We start from the raw sequence: 20,105 nt of genomic DNA, 5'->3' as shown, positions 1-20,105 counted from the left end.
AATTTTATTTCTTTTCAGTGGTCTTAAACATGACTATCAATATGTTGAATGTTTTCATATAACATTTGATTTGTGGTTGGTTGTGCTAGCTTGTGCTTTTTATACAATGCTATTACCGTTCCCGCAAAAAGCTCCACTTCACTTTTCCTTCCAGCCTCGACATCTTGTGCCATAGACGGCTTACCCTCTGCATTTAATTGATCGAGAACATTTAGCCAATACGATAAGTCATCTTCTGTTAAAGTGACCCCTTCATACTGTGCTATACGGATCACTTCTCGCATTGCTGCAATCATCGTTTCTCTCGGCTCTCCCTCTACTTGAATTGTTCCATAATTCCCCCGATAGACTGCAACTGTCTGATTCACACCCACATTCAACATGAATTTGCCCCACTGTCTCTTTATCATATTAGTATCTACTTCATACGGAATACCTGTGCGATCGAAAAATTCAGCTACTTCCTTTGTCATTTTTGATGTCTCACCAGCCTCCTGATCGCCAAAACAAATCATCCCCATATGATGATAGCTTAGTATATTGTTTACTTTAACAGCATCCATCCCTTGGGCTACGCTATATAAAACTTTGTCTTCTCCAAATACACTACCTAATATGCGTTCACTTGAAATCCCGTTTAATAAAGAAAGAATGATTGTATGCTCATTGACAATTGGCTTAGCTAATTCAATGGCAGCATCCAACCCATCTGCTTTAACTGAAAAGATGAGTAAATCAACTGGTTTTTTTATGCTTTCTGGTGTTCTATAATCAAAATCGCAAAACTGTTGGTTTGCATAAACTCCTTTCTCTTTATATTTTTTCACTCTTGCCTCATCAGCAACAAATGTAAGTGCACCTTTTGGTAATGAAAGGTTCATTTGGCTACCGAAAAGAACGCCCAACGCACCCAATCCAATAAAAGAAACTGATTGAATCCCCATTCATCTAACCCTTTCATACTTTTATTGAAAATTTTATCACAAAATTCTAAAAAAATAAGGGGCTAGAGAAAGTTAGTTTAATAATTTTATATGAATAAGGATTTCTTACCTATTTATTGCTCTATATTTTCGTCTTAAGACTATTTAACTCGCTCGGCATAAATAATATATCTCTCAGGTGCATCTCCCACAAAACTAAAAGGGTAACAAGTAGTAACAATTAATTCTTCTTCTGTTTGTTGCAATGTAATGACACTTGTATCTTCTTTATCGACAATTTTTGTTTTAGTAATTTTATAATCAAATTCGCCATATGGTACTTTTATAGTGAAAATATCATTTAATTTTAACTTGCCCATCCCTCTAAAGACAGTGTCCCTATGACCTGAAAGTACAATTTGACCTCCTTCATCGGGATATAAACTCCCTAAATAATGGCCAACTCCTTTAGCCAGATCATCTGCATCAACTCCCTCAATAATGGGTAATTCTGCATCAAGCTTCGGTATCAAAAGTATCCCTGCTGCTTCTCCTTTTTTCGGCAAATAAGCTTCTGCCTTTTTCGCCCCTTCAGCTACCTTTGCCTTGGCCACTTGTAATGACTGGGATTCCTTCACATTTCCAGCAACAATTGTCCAAACACTAAATCCGATAAATAATAAACCAATAAACATCATACTAAGACCGACTTTTTTCAAGCTCGTCTACACTCCATTCAAAAACGAATTAATCTACTAAATCTTAATTCCAGTATATAGTAAATCATTAGTAATCTGGTAGCAATATTTTATTTTTTCCACCCGCCATAAATAATAATAATTACGACTTATATTAAAAAAACTGCATACCAAAATATATCAACAAGTGCAAAAAAAGAAGGATTACGAAAAATGAGAGAACAAAATGAAAAAATGAAATTTATTTTCTTTGGGAGCTTCCATCTATTTATTTTAGCTGCTTGTGCAGTGAAGGAAGTCACAGATTCATCTGCAAAAAATTAGGCTGTAGATGAAACAGATACTCGTGGTCATAGTCATCACCAAGAAGACAATGACCAGCAAATTTATGAAGGATTTTTCGGTGAGGACCAAGTAAAAGACCGCTCCCTTTCTGATTGGGAAGGAGACTGGTAATCTGGAACACTAGATGAGGTATAACAGCACAAAGTTAAAGAGCATGTAGAAAAAAATACAAAGAGTATTATACGGTAGGTTACGAAACAGAGATTGATAGAATAGAAATAGCTGGTGAAAAAAATGATATTTCATCATGAAGAAACTACACTTTCTGGAACATAGAATAGGATGGATTAAAGGTTCTTACTTATGAAGCTGGTAATCAGGTGGTTCGGTATTCGTTCAAACGAGTGGATGGAGATCAAGCCGCACCAAAGTTTGTGCAATTTAGTGACCATCGTATTTATCCAACACCAAGCGCTCATTTTCATATGTATCTAGGTAATGACATCAGAAAACTCTCCTAGAAGAACAAATGGGCCAACTTATGATCCATCAGATTTGGGTGGAGAAGAAATTGTTCACGATCGTACATTAAGACCTAAATGATATATAAAAGCTAGGTTTGTAAGAGAAAAGAAAACAGGTTTACTCACTATGAAACTAAAATAGAACACGAAAAATTTTTCGTGTTCTATTTTAGTTTAACTATTTATAATGTCTTTGTATGATGAATGGCTTGTGCCAATGAAGAATAGATTTTAATATTACGGAAATTAATACCTAATTGAACAGCTGTTTGCGCAATTTCTGGTCGAATACCTGAAAGACTGGCGACGGTACCAATTAATTTCAAGCCATCTATAACCTGAAAAATTTGAGCAGCCACCATTGTATCTATGATTGCTACGCCAGATAAATCAATTACAAGCTCTTCAATTTGCATATCGTTACATTGTTCGAGTGTCTTATCAAAAATGACTTGAGCACGATGAGTATCAATATCTCCAACTAGAGGGAGAATAGCTACATCCTGTTTAATTTTTATTACTGGTGTACTAAGTTCAATAATCATCTCTTGCTGTGCTTTTAACATACGATTAGATTCTTCGATATTTCTTCTACTAAATTCACTCATAATTTTTCTAAATGATTGCGAAATCAATCGATTAAGCGTGTTAACCTCTTTATGTGATAACACCGTCGTTGATTCTTCAATATAATTTTGAACTACATCGAAATATTGTTCTTGCACACTAAGAAATTCACTAATGATTTCATCTAAGGGCGTGCTTAAATGGGCAGGGTCCTTTGCAATAGAAGTAACCCATTCATCGAATGCTTCTGTTGGTGCCTCAGATTCTGTGTTAAATAACTCTGCAAAGATTTCATGGAATGCATGATTTTGTTTCTTTAATATAGTAATTTGAGAATTGTCTGTTGTGCTATAGACACCATCTTTACTCTTATCTAATTCCGCATACCAATTCTCTGTTAAATCCCAAGTTTTCTCCTTAAAGTACTCGTAAAATGATTTCATCCGCATTTTCTCCTAATCATCAACATTGTCAGTATCACTTTCCCCAAAATATGATACCAGAATTCTTATACCCAATCACCTAAAACTATAAACCTATTTTTATAAATTTTTTTAAATTAAACTGTTTTTACATGGAACGCCTTTTTCAACCAATCTTTTCCTTCTACTAATCTACTAACCATCATCGCGCACACCGTATTACCTGTTGAGTTCAGAAGTGTGGCTGGCGCATCAATAATTGTACTGATCACAGCTATAATCGGCAGTACTTCAGGCGGAAATCCAAATACACTCAAGATGAGCATTTCACCAATTAATCCCCCACTAGGTATCGCTCCCATAACCGCACCTACTAAAAAGGCGACTGCAATGATACTTAATATTGTTGGCAGATCTGTCATACTTTGCCCAAACAAGCTAAATATAAAAACAATCTTAATCACGCCACCAAAAACCGAGCCATCTTTATGGGTGTTTGCTCCTAATGGGATAACTGTTTCAGCTATATCTTTAGGTACGCCCATTTTCTTCGTCGCGTCAAGATTAACTGGAATACTTGCCGCACTTGAACATGTTGCAATTGCAGTCACTGAGGGTGAAATCGCATTTTTCCAAAATACACTGATTCCCTCTTTCCCACCAGCAATAAAGGCATACAATGTGAAAAAGCCAAAATAATAGACAAGTGTTATACCTAGATATAAAACAAAAGCACGAACATACCCACCTAAAATCTGCGGTCCTAATTCACCAATGATCGTTGCAAAATAACACCCTAGACCAATCGGCGCATAATACATAACAATCTTTACAATTTTCATCATAATATCTGTGCCTGATTGTAAGAAGGTAGCCATTGGTCTGCCTTTCTCACCTACTAGTGCGGTAGCCAAGCCAAATAATATTGCGAAAACAATAAGCTGTAACATATTGCTCTTAGAGAATAAAAGATGAAAATCATTAACAGTCACCGTCTCAACTAGTTTTGCAAGTAACGAAATATTCTCAGGTTCCTCTTCTGCCACTTCCGCCTCATCCATCATAGCAATAATACTTGAAGTATCCGTATCTTTTAATGGATCGAATAGAGAGGTACCTGCGAATCCTAATACAGCAGAAACGACTGCTGTTAAAAAGAAAACGAGGAATGTACTTCCCATAATTTTACCTAAACGTTTCATCCCACTAATATTCGCAATAGCCGATGCTATACTAAAAAAGACGAGTGGAACAATAATCATAAACATTAAATTTAAAAATAAATCTCCAAAAGGTTTCACAACTGATGTCGCAGGCCCAAACACTACCCCTGCTATACCGCCAATAAGAATAGCAGCTAATAACAAAATAGTCGTACGATAGGTCGAAAATAACTTCTTCATTATAAAAAACTCCTTCCTCTCTTATTTCATGACACAAAAAGAAAACTCACCCATTGGCGAGTTACTAATGGTAGCATTCAAATGTTCTAACTAAATTGATAACCCTTGTATTTTAGCGTATTTTCAACCTTTAAGCTAGCTATTAATGATTGGAAATGAGATTCGCTAACCCTACTTTCGCTTCTCTTATAATGCCTTCATCCTGTTTATCCATCCCATAAAAAAGTAAATAGCACATCACATGCAGCCCTCTGAACATAGCTAACGATTCCGTTTCTTTATCAATTTCACCATAAATAGAAAAAAAGCTTTCCCTCATATATGATGGAACGAACGTATAAGCAACAGCTAAATCAACCGCTCGATGGCCAAGATGCATATCCCCAAAATCAATTACACCTGCAAGTCTTAAATTATTACAAATCAGAAAGTTGCGGAAATAAAAATCCCCATGAACCAATGTATTCCTTGCCGTTACACTCGTATTTATTGCTAGTTGAAAAATGGCTAAAAAAGGTTTTCGGGAGTCAATAACTTCATTTGCCTCCATCCATTCTAATCGTTGAATAACTTCTAGTTTTTTTGCATGAACGTCTAGCCTGCCAATTTCATCCCCTATGATTCCATGAAAATGACTACTTGGTATTTGATGAAGGGCTTTTAAAAATAAGGCAATGTCCTCAACGATAGCGCCACGATCTTTCGAGCTTATCTCTCGTTCATTGGTAGAAACACCCTTAATCAACGGATAACCTGTGAATGGGTATGGAAACTTACTACTTGGTTGACCAATATATATAGGTGTAGAAATTTGAATATTACTGTGTAAGTGTTGCTTTAATTGTGGTAACCATCTATTTTCTCTTTCTATTAAGGGTACAGCAATTTTTCTTCGTGGGAATCTAAAAATGACCGATTCATTTACAACGAAGACTTTATTATCCCATCCTTCACCGCTCTCTTTAATAGAGACAGGTTCAAGTATCGGAAACTGTTCCCTAATTATTTGTTGTGCTTCGTCTATAGTAACTTCAACATCGCTATCCCATATCGCAGACAAATTTCAGCCCTCCTCTTTAATAACAGTTTGCTATTTACACCTAAATCCTATATTATCACACTAACTAAAGCTTCCTTATTTATGCTTGTAAAACTTCAATTTTAAACTCCTGAGTAATAGTTCTTTTAGACACGAAAAATTCCCCTTTAACAGTCAGATTTCTTGAAAAATTTGACTACTAAAGGGGAGCATACAATCACACTACACCTGCTTTACTTTTTATTTAAGTTGTTCCGGTACGTCTGTCATAATGACCTCGACACCTGTTTCAACTAATTGTTCCTTTACTGCTCTTTCGTTTACCGTATAGACACGAAGAGGAAATCCTTTTTCTATCGCATCTCTTCCATAAGTAGAAAGAGCGAAACTTGGTTGACAATGAATGGCATCGGCACCTATATCCCTTGCTACTTTAATAGCATCCTGTTTCACACCAGCAATTAAATAACCAACCGAGATATTCGGATTTATCGCTTTTACTTTCTTTAAACTAGGTGCATTAAATGAAGAAATAATTACTCGGTCTTGTAATTGGTACCGATCAATCAAATCTAAAACTTTTCTTTCCATCCCCTCATAAGCAATGATATCGTTCTTTAATTCTATATTTAATGTAAGGTCATTGCCCTCCTCTAAAAGCCACTCTAATACTAGTTGAAGTGATGGTAAACCCTCGCGGATAAAATTAGAAGAAAACCATCCTCCTGCATCTAAGCCAAGGAGTTCGTCTAAAGTTAAATCTTTAACATAACCCTTGCCATTCGTAGTACGATTAATTTGTTCATCGTGAATAATGACCAGGTGGCCGTCCTTACTCATTTGCACATCTAATTCGATTCCCTCAACTCCAGCATCTAAGGCTGCTTGGAATGCAGTCATTGTATTTTCAGGAAAGGTACCACTCATTCCACGATGAGCAAAAATAGAAACTTCCTCCACCCTCTCACTGACTCCCATTTTTTCTGTTCGCTGCCTCTAATGACTGATCTATTTCTGCTGCCGCACGCTCCAATGCTTCTTTCGGTTCAACACCTTGATATAGGCTTTCCATTGCGCTCACAACTTTTTGACGCGCTTCTGGGAAGACAGAAATTAATGCCCCTTGAGTCGCCTCAGATGGAATTGTATTTTTCAACTGATCAACTGTTACTTTTAGCTGTGGATACTTCTCCCACTCTTCTTGTACAAGCGGTAAGTCGTATGCTGCTGGGTTAATAGAAAAATAACCTGACTTTAAATGCCATTGTGCCTGTACTTCAGGTGTAGTCACATACTTCATGAACTCCCATGCAGCACGCTGTTTTTCCTCATCAATATCTTTCGCCATCCATAAAGAAGCGCCGCCAATAATTACCCCTTGTCTGTCTACTCCATCCGGTACAGGTAAATATCCTGCGCCAACCTCAAACGGTGCATTATCAACTGTAGCTCTAATACCTGCTGATGAATCTAGATACATAGCAATTTTGCCAGATTGGAAAGCAGCCCGGATATCATCCCAATTTTGTCCAGTATTATAGAAGGTACCTTCTTTATGCATCTCACTAATTAATTCAAAGACTTTTAGTCCTTCTTCACCGTTAAATACTGCCTTTTCCGCATTACCAGTGCGTCCGTTATCATTATCAACAAATAATCCACCTTGGACCGCGATTAATTCCTCAATAAACCAGCCGTAATTTAAAATTGAAAAGCCCACCTGGTCATCGTTCGTTAATTTCTTAGCCGCCTCTTTTAATTCACTATACGTCTCAGGCGCTTTCTCTGGATCTAATCCAGCTTCTTTAAAAGCATCTTTATTATAAATAAGTACCGGAGTGGATGAGTTAAATGGCATGGAATATTGCGTGTCATCTACAGAATAATAATTAGTGATATTCTTCTCCCATTGATTCATATCGTATCCTTCATCATCAATAAATTTCTGCACTGGTTGTATTTTCCCTGAATCAATCATATATTTCGTCCCGACTTCAAAAGTTTGCATGATTGCTGGTGCATCTTCTGTTCCAGCTACCGTATTAAACTTCGTAATCGCTTCTTCATATGTCCCTTGAAAAACTGGTGTCACTGTAATCTCATCTTGTTCCGCATTGAAACCATCAGCTACTTCTTGCACAACACGCTCAAGCTCGCCACTCATCGAATGCCAAAATATCACTTCTGTTTTTCCATCTCCACTAGCTTCCTCTGTAGTTGCTGAATCATTTGAACATGCCGTCATGAATATGAGCATACATAAGATACTGACCACCCAAAGCTTCTTCATTCTTTTCATCCTCTCCCCACTTCTACTTTATTGCTCCTCTAGTTAACCCTTCCTGTAAACGTTTTTGACCAACAAAGATTAATAGTAAAGTTGGCAAAATGACGAGCATCACCCCTGCCATTACCACCCCCCATTCAGACGCAATTTCTTGTGTTTGCATCTGCTTTAAGCCAATTTGGACGGTCCTTACCTTTTCATCATTCGTGACAAGCAATGGCCATAAGTACATATTCCAAGCCGTCAAGAAGCAATAGATTCCAAGCGTAATTAAACTTGTTTTCGAAATCGGCAAGACAACCGTTAAGAAGAACTTAAAGCGACTCACCCCCGAAACCTGGGAAGCTTCATATAATTCAATAGGAATCGTCTTAAACTGTTGTCTAAGCAGAAAAGTCCCAAAGGCCATAGCGAAGAAAGGAATCGTTAATCCTGGAAAACTATTTAACCATCCTAGTGACTGTATCGTTTGAAAGTTTGGTACCATCGTCGCTTCCCAAGGAATCATCATCGTGGAAATAAAAAGCATAAACAAAAGGTTTTTCCCTTTAAATTTTGTAAAAACAAAAGCGAAGGCCGCTAAACTGCAGAGTAGTAATTGTCCCAACATAATGACTGTGGATACGACCAAGCTGTTAATCAAATACCGCAGTAATGGAACCTTTTCGAAAGCATGAAGGTAATTGGTTAGTGTGAAGTTTTCTGGTATGAGCTTTCCTTGCAGAGCTTCTCCCCCTTGCATAAAACTAATCATAAAAGCGTAAACAATGGGGAAAAACATGATAAAACCTGAGAGAATAAGGACTAAATATAATAAGATCTTCTTCCCGAATGTCATTGATAATGCACCTTCCTCTCACCGAGCTTGAACTGGATCACTGTCAAGAGGAAGACACATAGAAAGAGAAGAACCGCCTGTGCGCTGGCAGAGCCAATATTATAGTTAATGAAGGCATCTTTATAAATGGAATACACAATCACATTGGTCGAATCGATTGGTCCTCCCTTTGTCAAAATATCGATTTGCCCAAATGACTGAAATGAATTAATCATCGTCACTGTAAGAACAAAGAAAAGTGTTGGTGATAGCATTGGGAGTGTGATTTTTCTAAAGGAATAAGAAGAACTTACCCCAGCAATTCTTGCGCTTTCATATAATTGGGAATCGATATTTTGTAACCCCCCTAGCAAAATGAGGAACGTAAACCCTGTATTCATCCAAATCGTCGCGATTGCGACTGAGAGCAAAGCAGTATTCGGATCTAATAAGAAATGCATATCAGCAAAACCAAAAAAGTTTAGTATTTTGTTTGCTATACCAATCGATGGGTTATAAATAAACATCCATATGACTGATGAGGCAGCTACACTCATGCCCATCGTTGAGGAAAAGATGGTTCTAAAGAAACCAATGCCTTTCAATTTCTGATTAGCTAGTAACGCCAAAGCAAGAGCGAGAATCACGCCAACTGGTACCGTGTATAAAACAAATAAGAAAGTGGCCTTAGCACTTGTTAAAAAACTAGTTGAAGAAAGCAATGTGGTAAAGTTCTCCCAACCCGCAAAAGACAACGGTTTTCCTTGTGTATCAGTATAGAAAAAGCTCAAATATACCGTCCTAACCATCGGATAAAATAGAAAAATAATAAATAAAATAAAAGATGGTAGTACATATAACCAGCCCTCTAAAGATGCAAGGGAAAATCGATTTTTTCTTAGAGATGGCCGCTTTGGGTCAACGTTCATATTAAGTGATGGCATAAAACTAAATCACCTCCACACCTTCAAGAAAAGTATTCTGTTTCGTTTGATCATCAAAAAAAACTAAGTCCTCTATTTTAATAGCAAAAGAAACCTTCTCTCCTAAAGGAATCGCATGCTGACCTTGCCACCTTGCTGTCCACTGCAATTTATCCGTTAACTGAAAATTAATTAGTGTTTCTGTCCCAAGCATTTCTACATTCGTAACGATAGCTTGCAATGTGGCCTCATCCGTATTCGTTGCTCTTACTAGATGCTCAGGTCTAATTCCAATCGTGAATTCACCAGCTAAATTCTGATGAATTTGTGGGAGCCTTGTCTCGCATGGGAGATGGACATTTCCATTTTGAATATATCCATTCACCATATTCATCGGCGGTGCGCCAATAAACGATGCCACAAAAGTATTCGCCGGGTGATTATAAATATCAAGCGGCTTCCCCACTTGTTGCACTTCACCTTGATTTAAAATCATCATGCGATCGGCCATCGTCATCGCCTCTGTTTGATCATGTGTGACATAAATCATCGTAATACCCAATTTTCTTTGTAACTGCCTTATCTCTGAACGCATTTTTGTTCTCAATTTTGCATCAAGATTTGAGAGTGGTTCATCCATTAAACATATAGGATCTTGTGTAACGATTGCTCTAGCGAGTGCTACACGCTGCCTTTGACCACCCGATAATTCTCTTGGTTTCCTTTTCAAATATGGTGTGAGTCCAAGCGTTTCTGCCGCTTCCTTACACCTCTGTGATTGTTCAACTTTCGTCAGTTTTTTCACATGTAGACCAAAGGCAATGTTTTGTTCAACTGTCATATGAGGAAACAGAGCATAATTTTGGAACACCATAGATAATTCTCTCTTACTTGGCTTTAACTTATTTGCATAAGCCCCGCCAATATAAAGCTCACCACTACTTATTTCCTCTAATCCAGCAATCATCCTTAACAACGTACTTTTTCCACAACCAGATGGCCCGACTAACACAAAAAATTCCCCAGGCTCAATCACAATATCAATCCCTTTTAACACTTCTATATCCGCTTGGTAAGACTTTCTCATCTGTTTTAATTCCAAAGCACGCATATTCTCTCACCCCTTTTACCGCCCCCTAAAGAAAGCCATATACCGATGAAGTAAAAACCCTTTACTCGTCGAATATACGGCTTTTTGAAGGAAGGCAAGTCTTTCCACTTGTTATATATTCATGATACTTTTGGAATATGAAGGAAATATTAGATTCTCGTATAATAATGTTAAATACGCTTTAACTTTATGGATGTACGGTAAAAACAGTGGTGAGAACAGATAATATAATCGGTTGTTCACATCGCCGTTACCCCATCCAGCTACCTACTTCCTATTTACTCATCAAATAAAAAAAAGAACATACATAGAGATATGCATGTTCTTATTCCAATATATGATTACTCGATGATAGACCATTCCTTTAGCTCTAATCGACGAGCATGATGGACAATATATGGGTCATTTTCTGCTAATGTCACAGCCTCATCATAACTATCAGCATTGTATACGACTAGCCCGCCAGTTCCATCAACAAAGGGACCTTTAGCGAAGATTTTCTGTTCTTTCTCCAGTTTGTTTAAATACGCTAGGTGATCTGGACGAATCTCCTTACTTTTTTCAATATCTACCATATGCAGTATTGCCGCAAAATAAGCTATGACGATAACCTCCTATGAATCTATTTACTTTTTTCTAGATTATACACCAACACCAAGAGAAAAAAGAATAACCGCTAGTACAACAGCAACAATTGGTACCACTACAGTCATTAAACCGAATGCAGGATAGGCATCTTTATGCGTTTCCCCAGCAATAGAACGAATGGTTGTCACCGCATATCCTCCATGTGGTAATGAATCAAGCGTACCTGAAGATAAGGATACCGTTCTATGAAGCGCTTCTGCATTCACACCCATATCTAAATAATGAGGTGCTAAGATTGGTAAAGCAATTGTTTGCCCGCCAGATGAGGAACCGGTTAATCCAGCGATAACCATAACAGACAATGCCCCTCCAATTAATGGTGAACCGGGAATACTGGTCATAAAATCTACAGCAGAAGAAAACGCAGGAGTGATTTTTGCTACACCGCCAAAACCAACAACAGCAGCCGTATTTCCAATTGCTATAAGAGCTCCCATTGTTCCTTCGCCAACAGCTTCCCAGAAATTTCTGAAATATTTACGATTAAGTAACCATGTAGCGATAACACCACCTGTTAAGGCAAGAATTAATGCAGATTGCGCTAAAGAATCGTGGAAAACAAATGCAACAATAAGAACAACTAATAAAGGAATAAGGCTTAATAAAGGATGAGGTAATTCACTTCTTATTTCATTGTTATCCGTATCTCTTCCAACAAATTTCTCCCCCTTCCTTACCGCCCTCCGTATCACTTTCATCAATAACCAATAGCCAAATATAAGCATAAATATCGCTGTTATTAAACTAACTTCCCATCCGGCATAAGGGTTTGTCCCTAAATAAGGAATTGGAATCCAGTTTTGTATTTCTGGTGAACCTGCAGATGTCATCGTAAAAGTCGTTGACCCAAAAGCAAGTGCAGCCGGAATAAATCGCCGAGGTAAATCGGCTTCTTTAAACAAACTTACTGCCATCGGGTAAACAGCAAAGGCAACTACGAATAAACTAACACCACCATAGGTTAATACTGCACAAGAAAGGACTACTGCAAGCACAGCATGCTTCATCCCGATTTTAGTTACAATCCAATGGGAAACGCTTTCAGCAGCACCGCTATCTTCCATTACCTTCCCAAATATTGCCCCGGCTAAAAACATCAAGTACCAAGAAGTAATAAAACCGGCAAAACCATCCATATAACCCGTAATGAAATCTACTTCATCCTTACCTGCAAACTGTGGAAATAACGGAACACCGTTCAGCACTGCAACAAACAGTGCTGAAAGTGGCGCCACAATTAAAAGGTTCATCCCACGCATCACAAGGACAGTAAGTAAGACTAACCCTCCAATTAAACCGATCATACTTAACATTGAATATCACCTACTTTTTATCAAGTTAAAAGCTCATTTACTGTTGATTTCCGTATCTTCTCACACGTAGTAAAGCTTGTTCTGCATGACCTGCGAAATTCTCTAATTGACATAAACGTGCAGCATATTCACCAATATAGGCACTTTGTTCTTTTGATGTTACCTTTTGATAGGTCACTGTTTTAAGAAACTTTCCTACCCACAAGCCACCAGTATACTTCGCTGCCCCTTTTGTTGGTAGTGTATGGTTGGTACCAATCACCTTATCACCGTACGCTACATTCGTTTCTGGTCCTAAGAACAAGCAGCCATAATTCGTCATATTCTCTAAAAAGAAGTCTGGGTTTTTCGTTAATATCTCTACATGTTCAAATGCAAGTCTATCTGCTTCTTTTAAAGCTTCCTGTTCGTCCTCAACTAAAAGGATTTGTCCATAATCATTCCAAGAAACACGTGCTACATCAGCAGTCGGTAATATCTTTAATTGGCGTTCAATTTCTTTCACTGTTTCCTCTGCAATTTTTTTAGAGGTAGTTATTAATGCACCTGGAGATGTCGGTCCATGCTCTCCTTGACCTAATAAGTCAGTAGCAATCATTTCAGGATCGCTGGTTTCATCAGCCACGACTAGTGTTTCCGTAGGTCCAGCGAATAAATCGATACCCACGCGACCATATAATTGACGTTTGGCTTCTGCAACAAAAGCATTTCCTGGACCAACAATCATATCAACCGCTTCCATTGTTTCCGTGCCAATTGCCATACCAGCCATTGCCTGGATGCCACCTAAAATATAAATTTCATCTGCTCCTGCTTTATGCATAGCGTACACAGTTGCTGCAGGGATTTCACCATTGATGGGAGGAGTGCAAGCGATGACCCTTTTTACCCCAGCAACTTTCGCAGTTAAAACACTCATATGTGCTGAAGCCACCATTGGATAACGTCCACCTGGAATATAACAACCTACACTATTAACTGGAATATTCTTATGACCTAAAATAACACCTGGCATTGTTTCAACTTCAATGTCTTTCATTGATTTTCTTTGCTCTTCGGCAAAATTTCTAATGTTATTTTGAGCAAACTCAATATCTAAAATAGTTTGTTCAGGAATCGAAGCGCAAATCTCCTCTATTTGTTGCTTACTTAAACGAAAAGTTTCTGGAGTCCATTTATCAAATTTTTCCGATAGTTCTTTTAAAGCCTGATCCCCTTCTCTTTCAATTTTATTAATTGTGTTTCTTACAATCTCAGAAACTTTTAAATCTTCTTGTTGAATATCCTCTTCTACTTTTCCTCGTTTTAGGTAAATGACCATCATTAATTTCCTCACTTTCTGGATTTTTGCATACGTATGCAAAAGCATTCAAAAAAATATATCATTCCATTTTGCATACGTATGCAAAGGTTATGAAATAGATGATAAATGAAGCGTTTTCATTTGTCAAATATATATTTTGTTATTTTCCTATATTCAGAAATTTTTACATAAAGAAAAATCCTTGGGCTGCAAGGACTTTCCTTCTTTTATTTTGTCGTTTGACGATGGATAAACTTACCTTGAACCTTTACTGTCTTATGTCCGGTTTCCCGCTGATTTCGTTCAAGAAGGCGAATGGTTTCATCCACCATCTCTTCAATAGGTTGAACCCATGTAGAAAGATTATAATTAGGCCAAGAGGACATTTTGATATCATCAAAACCAATCACCATTGTCTGTTCTGGCACCTTTATTTCCTTGCTTTTCAATGCATCAAGAGCACCTAATGCCGTAATATCATTAGCCCCAAATATCACATCTGGTACATAATCTTTTTCAATCAATTCTTTTGTTAAGAAAAAGGCTCTCTCGTATGTATAGTCACCTTCAAGAATCTCGACGGGGATTCCTTTGTTTTTGAAGTAATTAACAAAACCTTCTTGTCTTTCCTGACTAGTTGATGTATTTATTTTACCTGTAATAAAGACGATTTTTTCACAGTACAGGTGATCGACATATTTTGCTATTTCATTTGCTGCATTGATATTATCACAACTGACAGAATTACACTCAAGATTCTTATCATAGCGATTAAACAATGTCACGGGAATATGATTATTTTTTAGTTTAGTCACGATGTTAGATGAGAGCATTGCATCTGTAATTATAATCCCCTCGACATTATATTCAAGAAAGTGATTGATTTCTTCTTGCTGTATCTCTTCATTTTCTGTATAGACAAATAAAACTGAATATCCCTTCGCTTTTAGCTTGTTCGTAAAAATCCCTAATACTTCATGGTAAAATGGGTTTTGAATATCCTTCATTGCTAATCCAATCATATTTGTTCGTTTCGTTATAAGACTTCGTGCAAGAGCATTCGGCTGATAGTTTAACTGCTCAGCCACCTCAAGCACTCGCTGTCTTGTCTTCTCGGACACACTTGCACCTGGAGTAAATACTCTTGATACAGTTGACTGCGAAACATTTGCCAACCTCGCCACTTCTATCGCCGATACTATCCTTCTCACTGTTTTTTCGACCCCTAATCCTTTTGATATGTTATAGTTTAACATTTTTTCGAGTGAATGTTAGAACCCTAACATGACGTTATCAATAAAGTTCTATTCACGAAAAAAACCTAGCGGATCAATAAACTAGGTTTTTCCTTCTCCCTTATTTAACGACCTCCATATGATCCATCGGCCAAATAACCGCTTTGGCTTTCCCAAGGATTCTTTCTTCAGAGATGACACCTATGACCCTACTATCAAGACTTCGTTTTCGATTATCTCCTAATACAAAATAATGCCCCTCAGGAACAACGGTTTGACTTACTTTCGTATCTTTGAGCTCAAAATCATCTGTAAGCATGCCTCTTTCTAGTGCTTCTTTTAACTCATCTAAATAAGGTTCATCGTATTCCTTACCATTTATGTATAAATGATCATTTTCATAGGTAATTTCATCTCCTGGCAGGCCAATTACTCTTTTAATAAAATTACGCTCTCCATCACTATCAAACACTACAATATCAAAGCGATCAGGTTCACCTAATTTACTCATAACAACTCGGCTTTGGTCATGTAATGTCGGTTCCATTGAAGCCCCATCTACAACGACAGGAGAAAAGATGAAAATACGGATAAGAAAAGAAATAATTAGTGCAATTATCAATGCTTTGATCCACTCAAACATTTCAGTTCGGACTTTTTGCACACACAATACCTCCTAATATTTCTCCATTTTCTATTCGCTATCAGGCGAGCAAACTCCTCCTGAATGTAAAATATATACATCTCACTTGTTATATTTTCTTATACATCTCTCACAAACACAACTTTTTCCCCTATTCTCCTGAGGAATTAATTCTAAGAGCGTTTGTGGGATACCACCAATATGGAAGCACCAACAATTCTTGAGCTTGCTCTCTTCAAGCCCACAGTTGTTTTGCTCACCGCAAACTGGACATTGTTGTTTATTCATCATTTCACCTCTCACCCAATACTACTCAGCTTTTATTATGGCATAAACAGGAGATGAAGTTCACAGAAAAAATAGGAAAAGCATGTAGCCTTTCCTTTAGCATCTATTCACTAAAATCAAGATTTTGCGGTTCTTTTGGTAGACTCTCTTGAAAAGAAAGGTTCGTTGTTGGCACATGTTCACTGACTTCTACTAATTGAAACCCATCCATCCAGACCTTCCCTTTTCCAATGAGTAATACCCCGAAATGAATGGACATACTCTCTTCAGGCACATCTAATACAATGGTATAATGATTCCACTCATTTGTACCCGTAATGGGGCGATTATCCATATTATCGAACTGTAGTACATCACCATTATTGTCATCTACTCTCATCCAAGCCCCACATTTCTCTACATCTTCCGTCTTTATATAACATGTTAGTTTCAGTCTTTTCCCTCTATATTTCTCAGCTTGGAACTGTTGCATAATAGTAGCGAATTGCTGGCTATTCACATCACTAATATCTTTAAGTAGAGCAGATTGATGCCCAGTATGGAAAGTTTGTTGATCCAATGTCATTTGATAATGTTCTGGGGCGCTTCCACTTAATATCCAGCCATGAATAATTGTTTCTTTCGTCATCTTATTGTTCTCCTCCTTTAAATGGATAAGACTAAATAACTTACGGTACTTGCCCGGTGGTAGAGAATAAATCTCTTTAAAAGCTCTCGTAAAAGCCTCTTGAGATTGAAAATGAAGCAAAAAAGCAATCGAAAGAATAGATTCATCACTTTCTATTAATAACGACACTGCTAAAGCAAGCCTACGAAAACGAATATATTCACCAATTGTCCGACCTGTTTCTTGTTTGAATACCCTTATTAGATGAAACTTGGAATATCCTACATTCCTTGTTAAATCATCAAGTTGAATCTTATCTAGTAGATGCGTTTCTATAAAGCAAATTGTTTTTTGCGTCGTTTCACTATACTGCACTCTCACTCACCTCACCTTTATTTTACGATAGTTGATTGAGGTTTTTTTGATGGGGATTGCTAAAATAATTAATTATTATCCTACAGGGGGAATTTATTCGATGGTTACTTGTTGCTCATATATTGTAAATAAATGTTTAAAAAGTAGAATCAATATGAACTTCTTTTATAGAAGTTCTTCCCCGTCCGAAAACGCGAAACTCAAAGACTTCTGATTAAACACTTTAAATGACAAAAGGATTAGTCCTTTATTTTACGGCTCTGTTTTCTTTTGTACTTTCCCTTCAAATCAGTACTTCAATTATCCTGCTCATGAGGGCTATTACTATCAGTTTACTTCATTTTTTATTTGGAAGCCCTCTCTGTTCATATGGTATAATTTAACTAAATGGGAGTGATAAGACATGAAAACCATAAGCAAAGGGAAGTATCTATGGCTTTTCTTATTAATGGCGGTTCTCTTTTTCAATACCCTTCTATATCAGACCTCAGTTGGTGCATTGATTCTACCGGCAAATGCGCAAGACGTTGTTTTAGGTTCATTGATTGACTTCATGATCATGTTGCCATTATTTTCCATGTTATATAAAGGGAAGTTTTCTTTAAAATCTGCATTGTTACTTTGTGCGAGTGGCTGCCTTTTGGCAAGATTGATTATACCAGCGGAATTGCTGGCGCCATATTCCTCTTTTGTATGGGGCGTTATTTTAATTGAGGTTATATTTATTTCTTTAGAACTTTTACTTATTGTAACCTTTATAAAGTATATGCCAAAAATTATTAAGGAAGTAAAACAAAGCTCATTACCTACTGTGTTCTCATATTCAAATGCTGTTGATCACTACACAAAGAAGTATCAGATTATTCGTATTGTTTGTTCGGAATGTTTGATGTTCTATTATGCTTTTGCTAGTTGGAAAAAAACACCGCGAGAGGGAATAACACTTTATAAAAACTCCAGTTATATTGCTTTTCAGATAATGCTTATCCATGCCATCCTCATTGAAACTATCGCGATTCATTGGTTAATCCATCAATATTCTATCGTTTTATCAATGATCCTATTTATCAGCAATGTGTATGCTGTTATTTTTTTCATTGGTGACATACAAGCAATGAAATTAAACCCTATTTATTATCAAAACGGTACTCTATACCTATCACTCGGATTAGTGAAACGAGTGGTTATTCCAATTAAAAATATTAAAACACTGATGGAGGAAAAATCAGTACTTCAAGGGAAATTATCAAAGGATACCGTTGAATTTATGACTAGAGATTTAGAAAAAGTGTACCCAGATATCATTCTAGAACTAAAGGAACCTGTTCATGTAACTTATTTTATGGGATTTAAGAAAGCCTATAAAAAAGTAGCGATTCGCTCTGATTCTCCTTTACAGTTGAAAGAGTGGCTCACTTTATAAATCACCTTCCCACCTACAAACCTAAAAAGAGCGTGCACCTCAGGATTGTGCACGCTCCTAGCTTATTTATTGATCTCTTCTGCCACTACATGACTTAGAATTTCGATTCCCTTTTTAATTTCCTCTTTACTCGCATAGCTAAATGATAAACGTAAGAAGCTTTTGCCTTCATCTTGGTGTAAGAAGAAGTATTGGCCAGGTACGTATGCTACGCCTGCTTTTTTCGCTTTCGCAAGCATAGCCGTTGTATCGACCCCAGGCACTTCAATCCACATAAAGTAGCCACCTTCTGGGCGGTACCATTTCACACCCTCAGGCATGAAATGAATCAATGCTTCGTATAAAATGACTGCTTTTTCTTCATATTTTTCTGTTAGTAAAACAGAACGATGGGCTAAATTCACTTTTTCTAGATAAGCAGACATTACCGACTGGGCAAAGGGATGCTCTAAATCCTTCTTGAACCAGAAAAGCGCTTCTATCCACTCACTATGTGCAGCGATCCAGCCAATACGCATGCCTGGAGCGACTATTTTCGATAGCGAGCCGACATAAAACACACGATCCTCTTCATCTAATGATTTTAATGTTGTTGGACTCTCTCCAAACGCAAGCTCCCCGTAAGCATCATCTTCAAGAATGAGAAAATCATACTCTTTTGCTAGTTTGATTAATTTCTCCCGCCTAGCGAAAGATAACGTCGTGCCTGTTGGATTCTGGAAGGTTGGAATTGTATAGAGAAGCTTTGGAAGAGGTTCTTCCTTCTTCGTCCGTTCGATTAATATACCTTCCAATTGTTTCGTGTCCAAACCATCTGCATCAATAGGGATTGTGATGATGTTTTTCGTGTAATTTTGGAAGATTTCCAATGCCTCCATATAAGTCGGTGACTCGACGATAATGAAGGCATTTTCATCTAATAAAATACGAGCAATAAGATCGATGGCCTGACAAGCACCTGAAGTCACAAGTACTTCATCCTCTTGCACTTCCATCTTTCGTTCGTTCATACGCTCAATCAATTGTGTTTTTAATTGATCAATTCTTGGACTACCAATATAGTGAAGCGGCAAATCTTGTTCTTCTGTCAATAATCGGTCTGTAGCTTCCTTTAATTCAGTTGACGGAACAAGGTTAGCAGCCGGATAACCCGAGTTCAGGCGAATACATCCTTCCGGTACTGCCGACATCCATGACCCTGGAGGTATATTGCTGAGGGCCTGCTTAACGACCTCAGGGAAATAGGCTTCTCTCTTCAATTGTACCAAGCA

20 protein-coding genes and 1 pseudogene are annotated in these 20,105 nt (G+C 37.4%); 3 read left to right on the top strand and 18 right to left on the bottom strand.

Translation table 11 applies throughout. The annotated features are described in order from the left end of the window. Window positions 1–23: 23 nt before the first annotated feature. Window positions 24–944 carry a ketopantoate reductase family protein gene (locus MKX83_RS05570; RefSeq protein WP_341054531.1) on the bottom strand — a complete coding sequence of 307 codons (921 nt, stop codon included), beginning with the start codon at window positions 942–944 and terminating at the stop codon, window positions 24–26. A gap of 140 nt (window positions 945–1,084) precedes the next feature. Further along, window positions 1,085–1,621, bottom strand: a complete 537-nt coding sequence (locus MKX83_RS05565) for a class D sortase (protein ID WP_370873367.1) — start codon at window positions 1,619–1,621, stop codon at window positions 1,085–1,087. Between the two features lie 384 nt (window positions 1,622–2,005). Here MKX83_RS05565 and MKX83_RS24615 point away from each other — a divergent pair, with 384 nt between their 5' ends. Beyond that, on the top strand, window positions 2,006–2,077 hold the full coding sequence (locus MKX83_RS24615; RefSeq protein WP_373370939.1) for a ZinT/AdcA family metal-binding protein: 72 nt from the start codon (window positions 2,006–2,008) through the stop codon (window positions 2,075–2,077). Between the two features lie 182 nt (window positions 2,078–2,259). Then, window positions 2,260–2,427, top strand: a pseudogene (locus MKX83_RS24610) (ZinT/AdcA family metal-binding protein); the annotation flags it as partial. 185 nt (window positions 2,428–2,612) lie between these two features. Here MKX83_RS24610 and MKX83_RS05560 read toward each other — a convergent pair. The 15 genes from MKX83_RS05560 to MKX83_RS05495 form a co-directional block, all read right to left on the bottom strand. After that, window positions 2,613–3,440 (bottom strand): STAS domain-containing protein, encoded by an 828-nt coding sequence (locus tag MKX83_RS05560; protein ID WP_341054529.1) that lies wholly within the window; start codon window positions 3,438–3,440, stop codon window positions 2,613–2,615. A 116-nt stretch (window positions 3,441–3,556) separates the two neighbouring features. After that, entirely contained in the window at window positions 3,557–4,822 is a 1,266-nt protein-coding gene (locus MKX83_RS05555) for a dicarboxylate/amino acid:cation symporter (RefSeq protein ID WP_095370338.1), read from the bottom strand. Between the two features lie 142 nt (window positions 4,823–4,964). Next, a complete protein-coding gene (locus tag MKX83_RS05550; protein WP_341054527.1) occupies window positions 4,965–5,882 on the bottom strand; it encodes a phosphotransferase in 918 nt (305 codons plus the stop codon). A 219-nt stretch (window positions 5,883–6,101) separates the two neighbouring features. Beyond that, window positions 6,102–6,821 carry a glycerophosphodiester phosphodiesterase gene (locus tag MKX83_RS05545; RefSeq protein WP_341054525.1) on the bottom strand — a complete coding sequence of 240 codons (720 nt, stop codon included), beginning with the start codon at window positions 6,819–6,821 and terminating at the stop codon, window positions 6,102–6,104. 4 nt (window positions 6,822–6,825) lie between these two features. Beyond that, window positions 6,826–8,151 carry an ABC transporter substrate-binding protein gene (locus MKX83_RS05540; RefSeq protein ID WP_341054523.1) on the bottom strand — a complete coding sequence of 442 codons (1,326 nt, stop codon included), beginning with the start codon at window positions 8,149–8,151 and terminating at the stop codon, window positions 6,826–6,828. A 22-nt stretch (window positions 8,152–8,173) separates the two neighbouring features. Continuing rightward, window positions 8,174–8,986, bottom strand: coding sequence for a carbohydrate ABC transporter permease (locus tag MKX83_RS05535; RefSeq protein ID WP_341054521.1), 813 nt, complete (start codon window positions 8,984–8,986; stop codon window positions 8,174–8,176). Further along, window positions 8,983–9,894: a carbohydrate ABC transporter permease gene (locus MKX83_RS05530; RefSeq protein WP_445293176.1), complete on the bottom strand. Its 912-nt coding sequence runs from the start codon at window positions 9,892–9,894 to the stop codon at window positions 8,983–8,985. Before MKX83_RS05530 ends, MKX83_RS05535 begins: the two co-directional genes overlap by 4 nt. Before the next feature lie 19 nt (window positions 9,895–9,913). Beyond that, window positions 9,914–10,999, bottom strand: coding sequence for an ABC transporter ATP-binding protein (locus tag MKX83_RS05525; protein ID WP_341054517.1), 1,086 nt, complete (start codon window positions 10,997–10,999; stop codon window positions 9,914–9,916). Between the two features lie 341 nt (window positions 11,000–11,340). Then, complete coding sequence (locus MKX83_RS05520) at window positions 11,341–11,601, bottom strand: YciI family protein (protein WP_341058577.1); 261 nt, start codon at window positions 11,599–11,601, stop codon at window positions 11,341–11,343. A 39-nt stretch (window positions 11,602–11,640) separates the two neighbouring features. Next, a complete protein-coding gene (locus MKX83_RS05515) occupies window positions 11,641–12,960 on the bottom strand; it encodes a GntP family permease (protein ID WP_307317187.1) in 1,320 nt (439 codons plus the stop codon). Window positions 12,961–12,997: 37 nt separating this feature from the next. Continuing rightward, entirely contained in the window at window positions 12,998–14,281 is a 1,284-nt protein-coding gene (gene hisD, locus MKX83_RS05510) for a histidinol dehydrogenase (RefSeq protein ID WP_307317310.1), read from the bottom strand. Window positions 14,282–14,490: 209 nt separating this feature from the next. Further along, on the bottom strand, window positions 14,491–15,474 hold the full coding sequence (locus MKX83_RS05505) for a LacI family DNA-binding transcriptional regulator (RefSeq protein WP_341054515.1): 984 nt from the start codon (window positions 15,472–15,474) through the stop codon (window positions 14,491–14,493). A 145-nt stretch (window positions 15,475–15,619) separates the two neighbouring features. Further along, entirely contained in the window at window positions 15,620–16,162 is a 543-nt protein-coding gene (gene lepB, locus MKX83_RS05500; protein WP_095370347.1) for a signal peptidase I, read from the bottom strand. Between the two features lie 81 nt (window positions 16,163–16,243). After that, window positions 16,244–16,429, bottom strand: coding sequence for a cysteine-rich CWC family protein (locus MKX83_RS24605; protein ID WP_218971972.1), 186 nt, complete (start codon window positions 16,427–16,429; stop codon window positions 16,244–16,246). Window positions 16,430–16,532: 103 nt separating this feature from the next. Next, window positions 16,533–17,411: a helix-turn-helix domain-containing protein gene (locus MKX83_RS05495; protein ID WP_341054513.1), complete on the bottom strand. Its 879-nt coding sequence runs from the start codon at window positions 17,409–17,411 to the stop codon at window positions 16,533–16,535. Between the two features lie 403 nt (window positions 17,412–17,814). Here MKX83_RS05495 and MKX83_RS05490 point away from each other — a divergent pair, with 403 nt between their 5' ends. Then, window positions 17,815–18,834 carry a beta-carotene 15,15'-monooxygenase gene (locus MKX83_RS05490; RefSeq protein WP_341054511.1) on the top strand — a complete coding sequence of 340 codons (1,020 nt, stop codon included), beginning with the start codon at window positions 17,815–17,817 and terminating at the stop codon, window positions 18,832–18,834. 62 nt (window positions 18,835–18,896) lie between these two features. On the opposite strand, the gene MKX83_RS05485 is transcribed toward MKX83_RS05490, so the two are convergent. Then, window positions 18,897–20,093, bottom strand: coding sequence for an aminotransferase-like domain-containing protein (locus MKX83_RS05485; RefSeq protein WP_095370351.1), 1,197 nt, complete (start codon window positions 20,091–20,093; stop codon window positions 18,897–18,899). Between the last annotated feature and the right edge of the window lie 12 nt (window positions 20,094–20,105).

Origin of the sequence: Cytobacillus sp. FSL M8-0252 (assembly GCF_038007345.1) — a bacterium.
GTDB lineage: Bacteria > Bacillota > Bacilli > Bacillales > Cytobacillaceae > Cytobacillus > Cytobacillus kochii.
The sequence above is the reverse complement of the archived record's forward strand: the minus strand, read 5'-3'. Positions and strand labels throughout refer to the sequence as shown.

Excerpts from the sequence above, each read along its gene's own strand:
- MKX83_RS05530 (WP_445293176.1), bottom strand. The coding sequence starts at position 9,894 with ATGAACGTTGACCCAAAGCGGCCATCTCTAAGAAAAAATCGATTTTCC.
- MKX83_RS05535 (WP_341054521.1), bottom strand. The coding sequence starts at position 8,986 with ATGACATTCGGGAAGAAGATCTTATTATATTTAGTCCTTATTCTCTCA.
- MKX83_RS05525 (WP_341054517.1), bottom strand. The coding sequence starts at position 10,999 with ATGCGTGCTTTGGAATTAAAACAGATGAGAAAGTCTTACCAAGCGGAT.
- MKX83_RS05555 (WP_095370338.1), bottom strand. The coding sequence starts at position 4,822 with ATGAAGAAGTTATTTTCGACCTATCGTACGACTATTTTGTTATTAGCT.
- MKX83_RS24605 (WP_218971972.1), bottom strand. The coding sequence starts at position 16,429 with ATGAATAAACAACAATGTCCAGTTTGCGGTGAGCAAAACAACTGTGGG.
- MKX83_RS05540 (WP_341054523.1), bottom strand. The coding sequence starts at position 8,151 with ATGAAGAAGCTTTGGGTGGTCAGTATCTTATGTATGCTCATATTCATG.
- MKX83_RS05515 (WP_307317187.1), bottom strand. The coding sequence starts at position 12,960 with ATGTTAAGTATGATCGGTTTAATTGGAGGGTTAGTCTTACTTACTGTC.
- MKX83_RS05490 (WP_341054511.1), top strand. The coding sequence starts at position 17,815 with ATGAAAACCATAAGCAAAGGGAAGTATCTATGGCTTTTCTTATTAATG.
- MKX83_RS05565 (WP_370873367.1), bottom strand. The coding sequence starts at position 1,621 with ATGATGTTTATTGGTTTATTATTTATCGGATTTAGTGTTTGGACAATT.
- hisD (WP_307317310.1), bottom strand. The coding sequence starts at position 14,281 with ATGGTCATTTACCTAAAACGAGGAAAAGTAGAAGAGGATATTCAACAA.
- MKX83_RS05570 (WP_341054531.1), bottom strand. The coding sequence starts at position 944 with ATGGGGATTCAATCAGTTTCTTTTATTGGATTGGGTGCGTTGGGCGTT.
- MKX83_RS05560 (WP_341054529.1), bottom strand. The coding sequence starts at position 3,440 with ATGAAATCATTTTACGAGTACTTTAAGGAGAAAACTTGGGATTTAACA.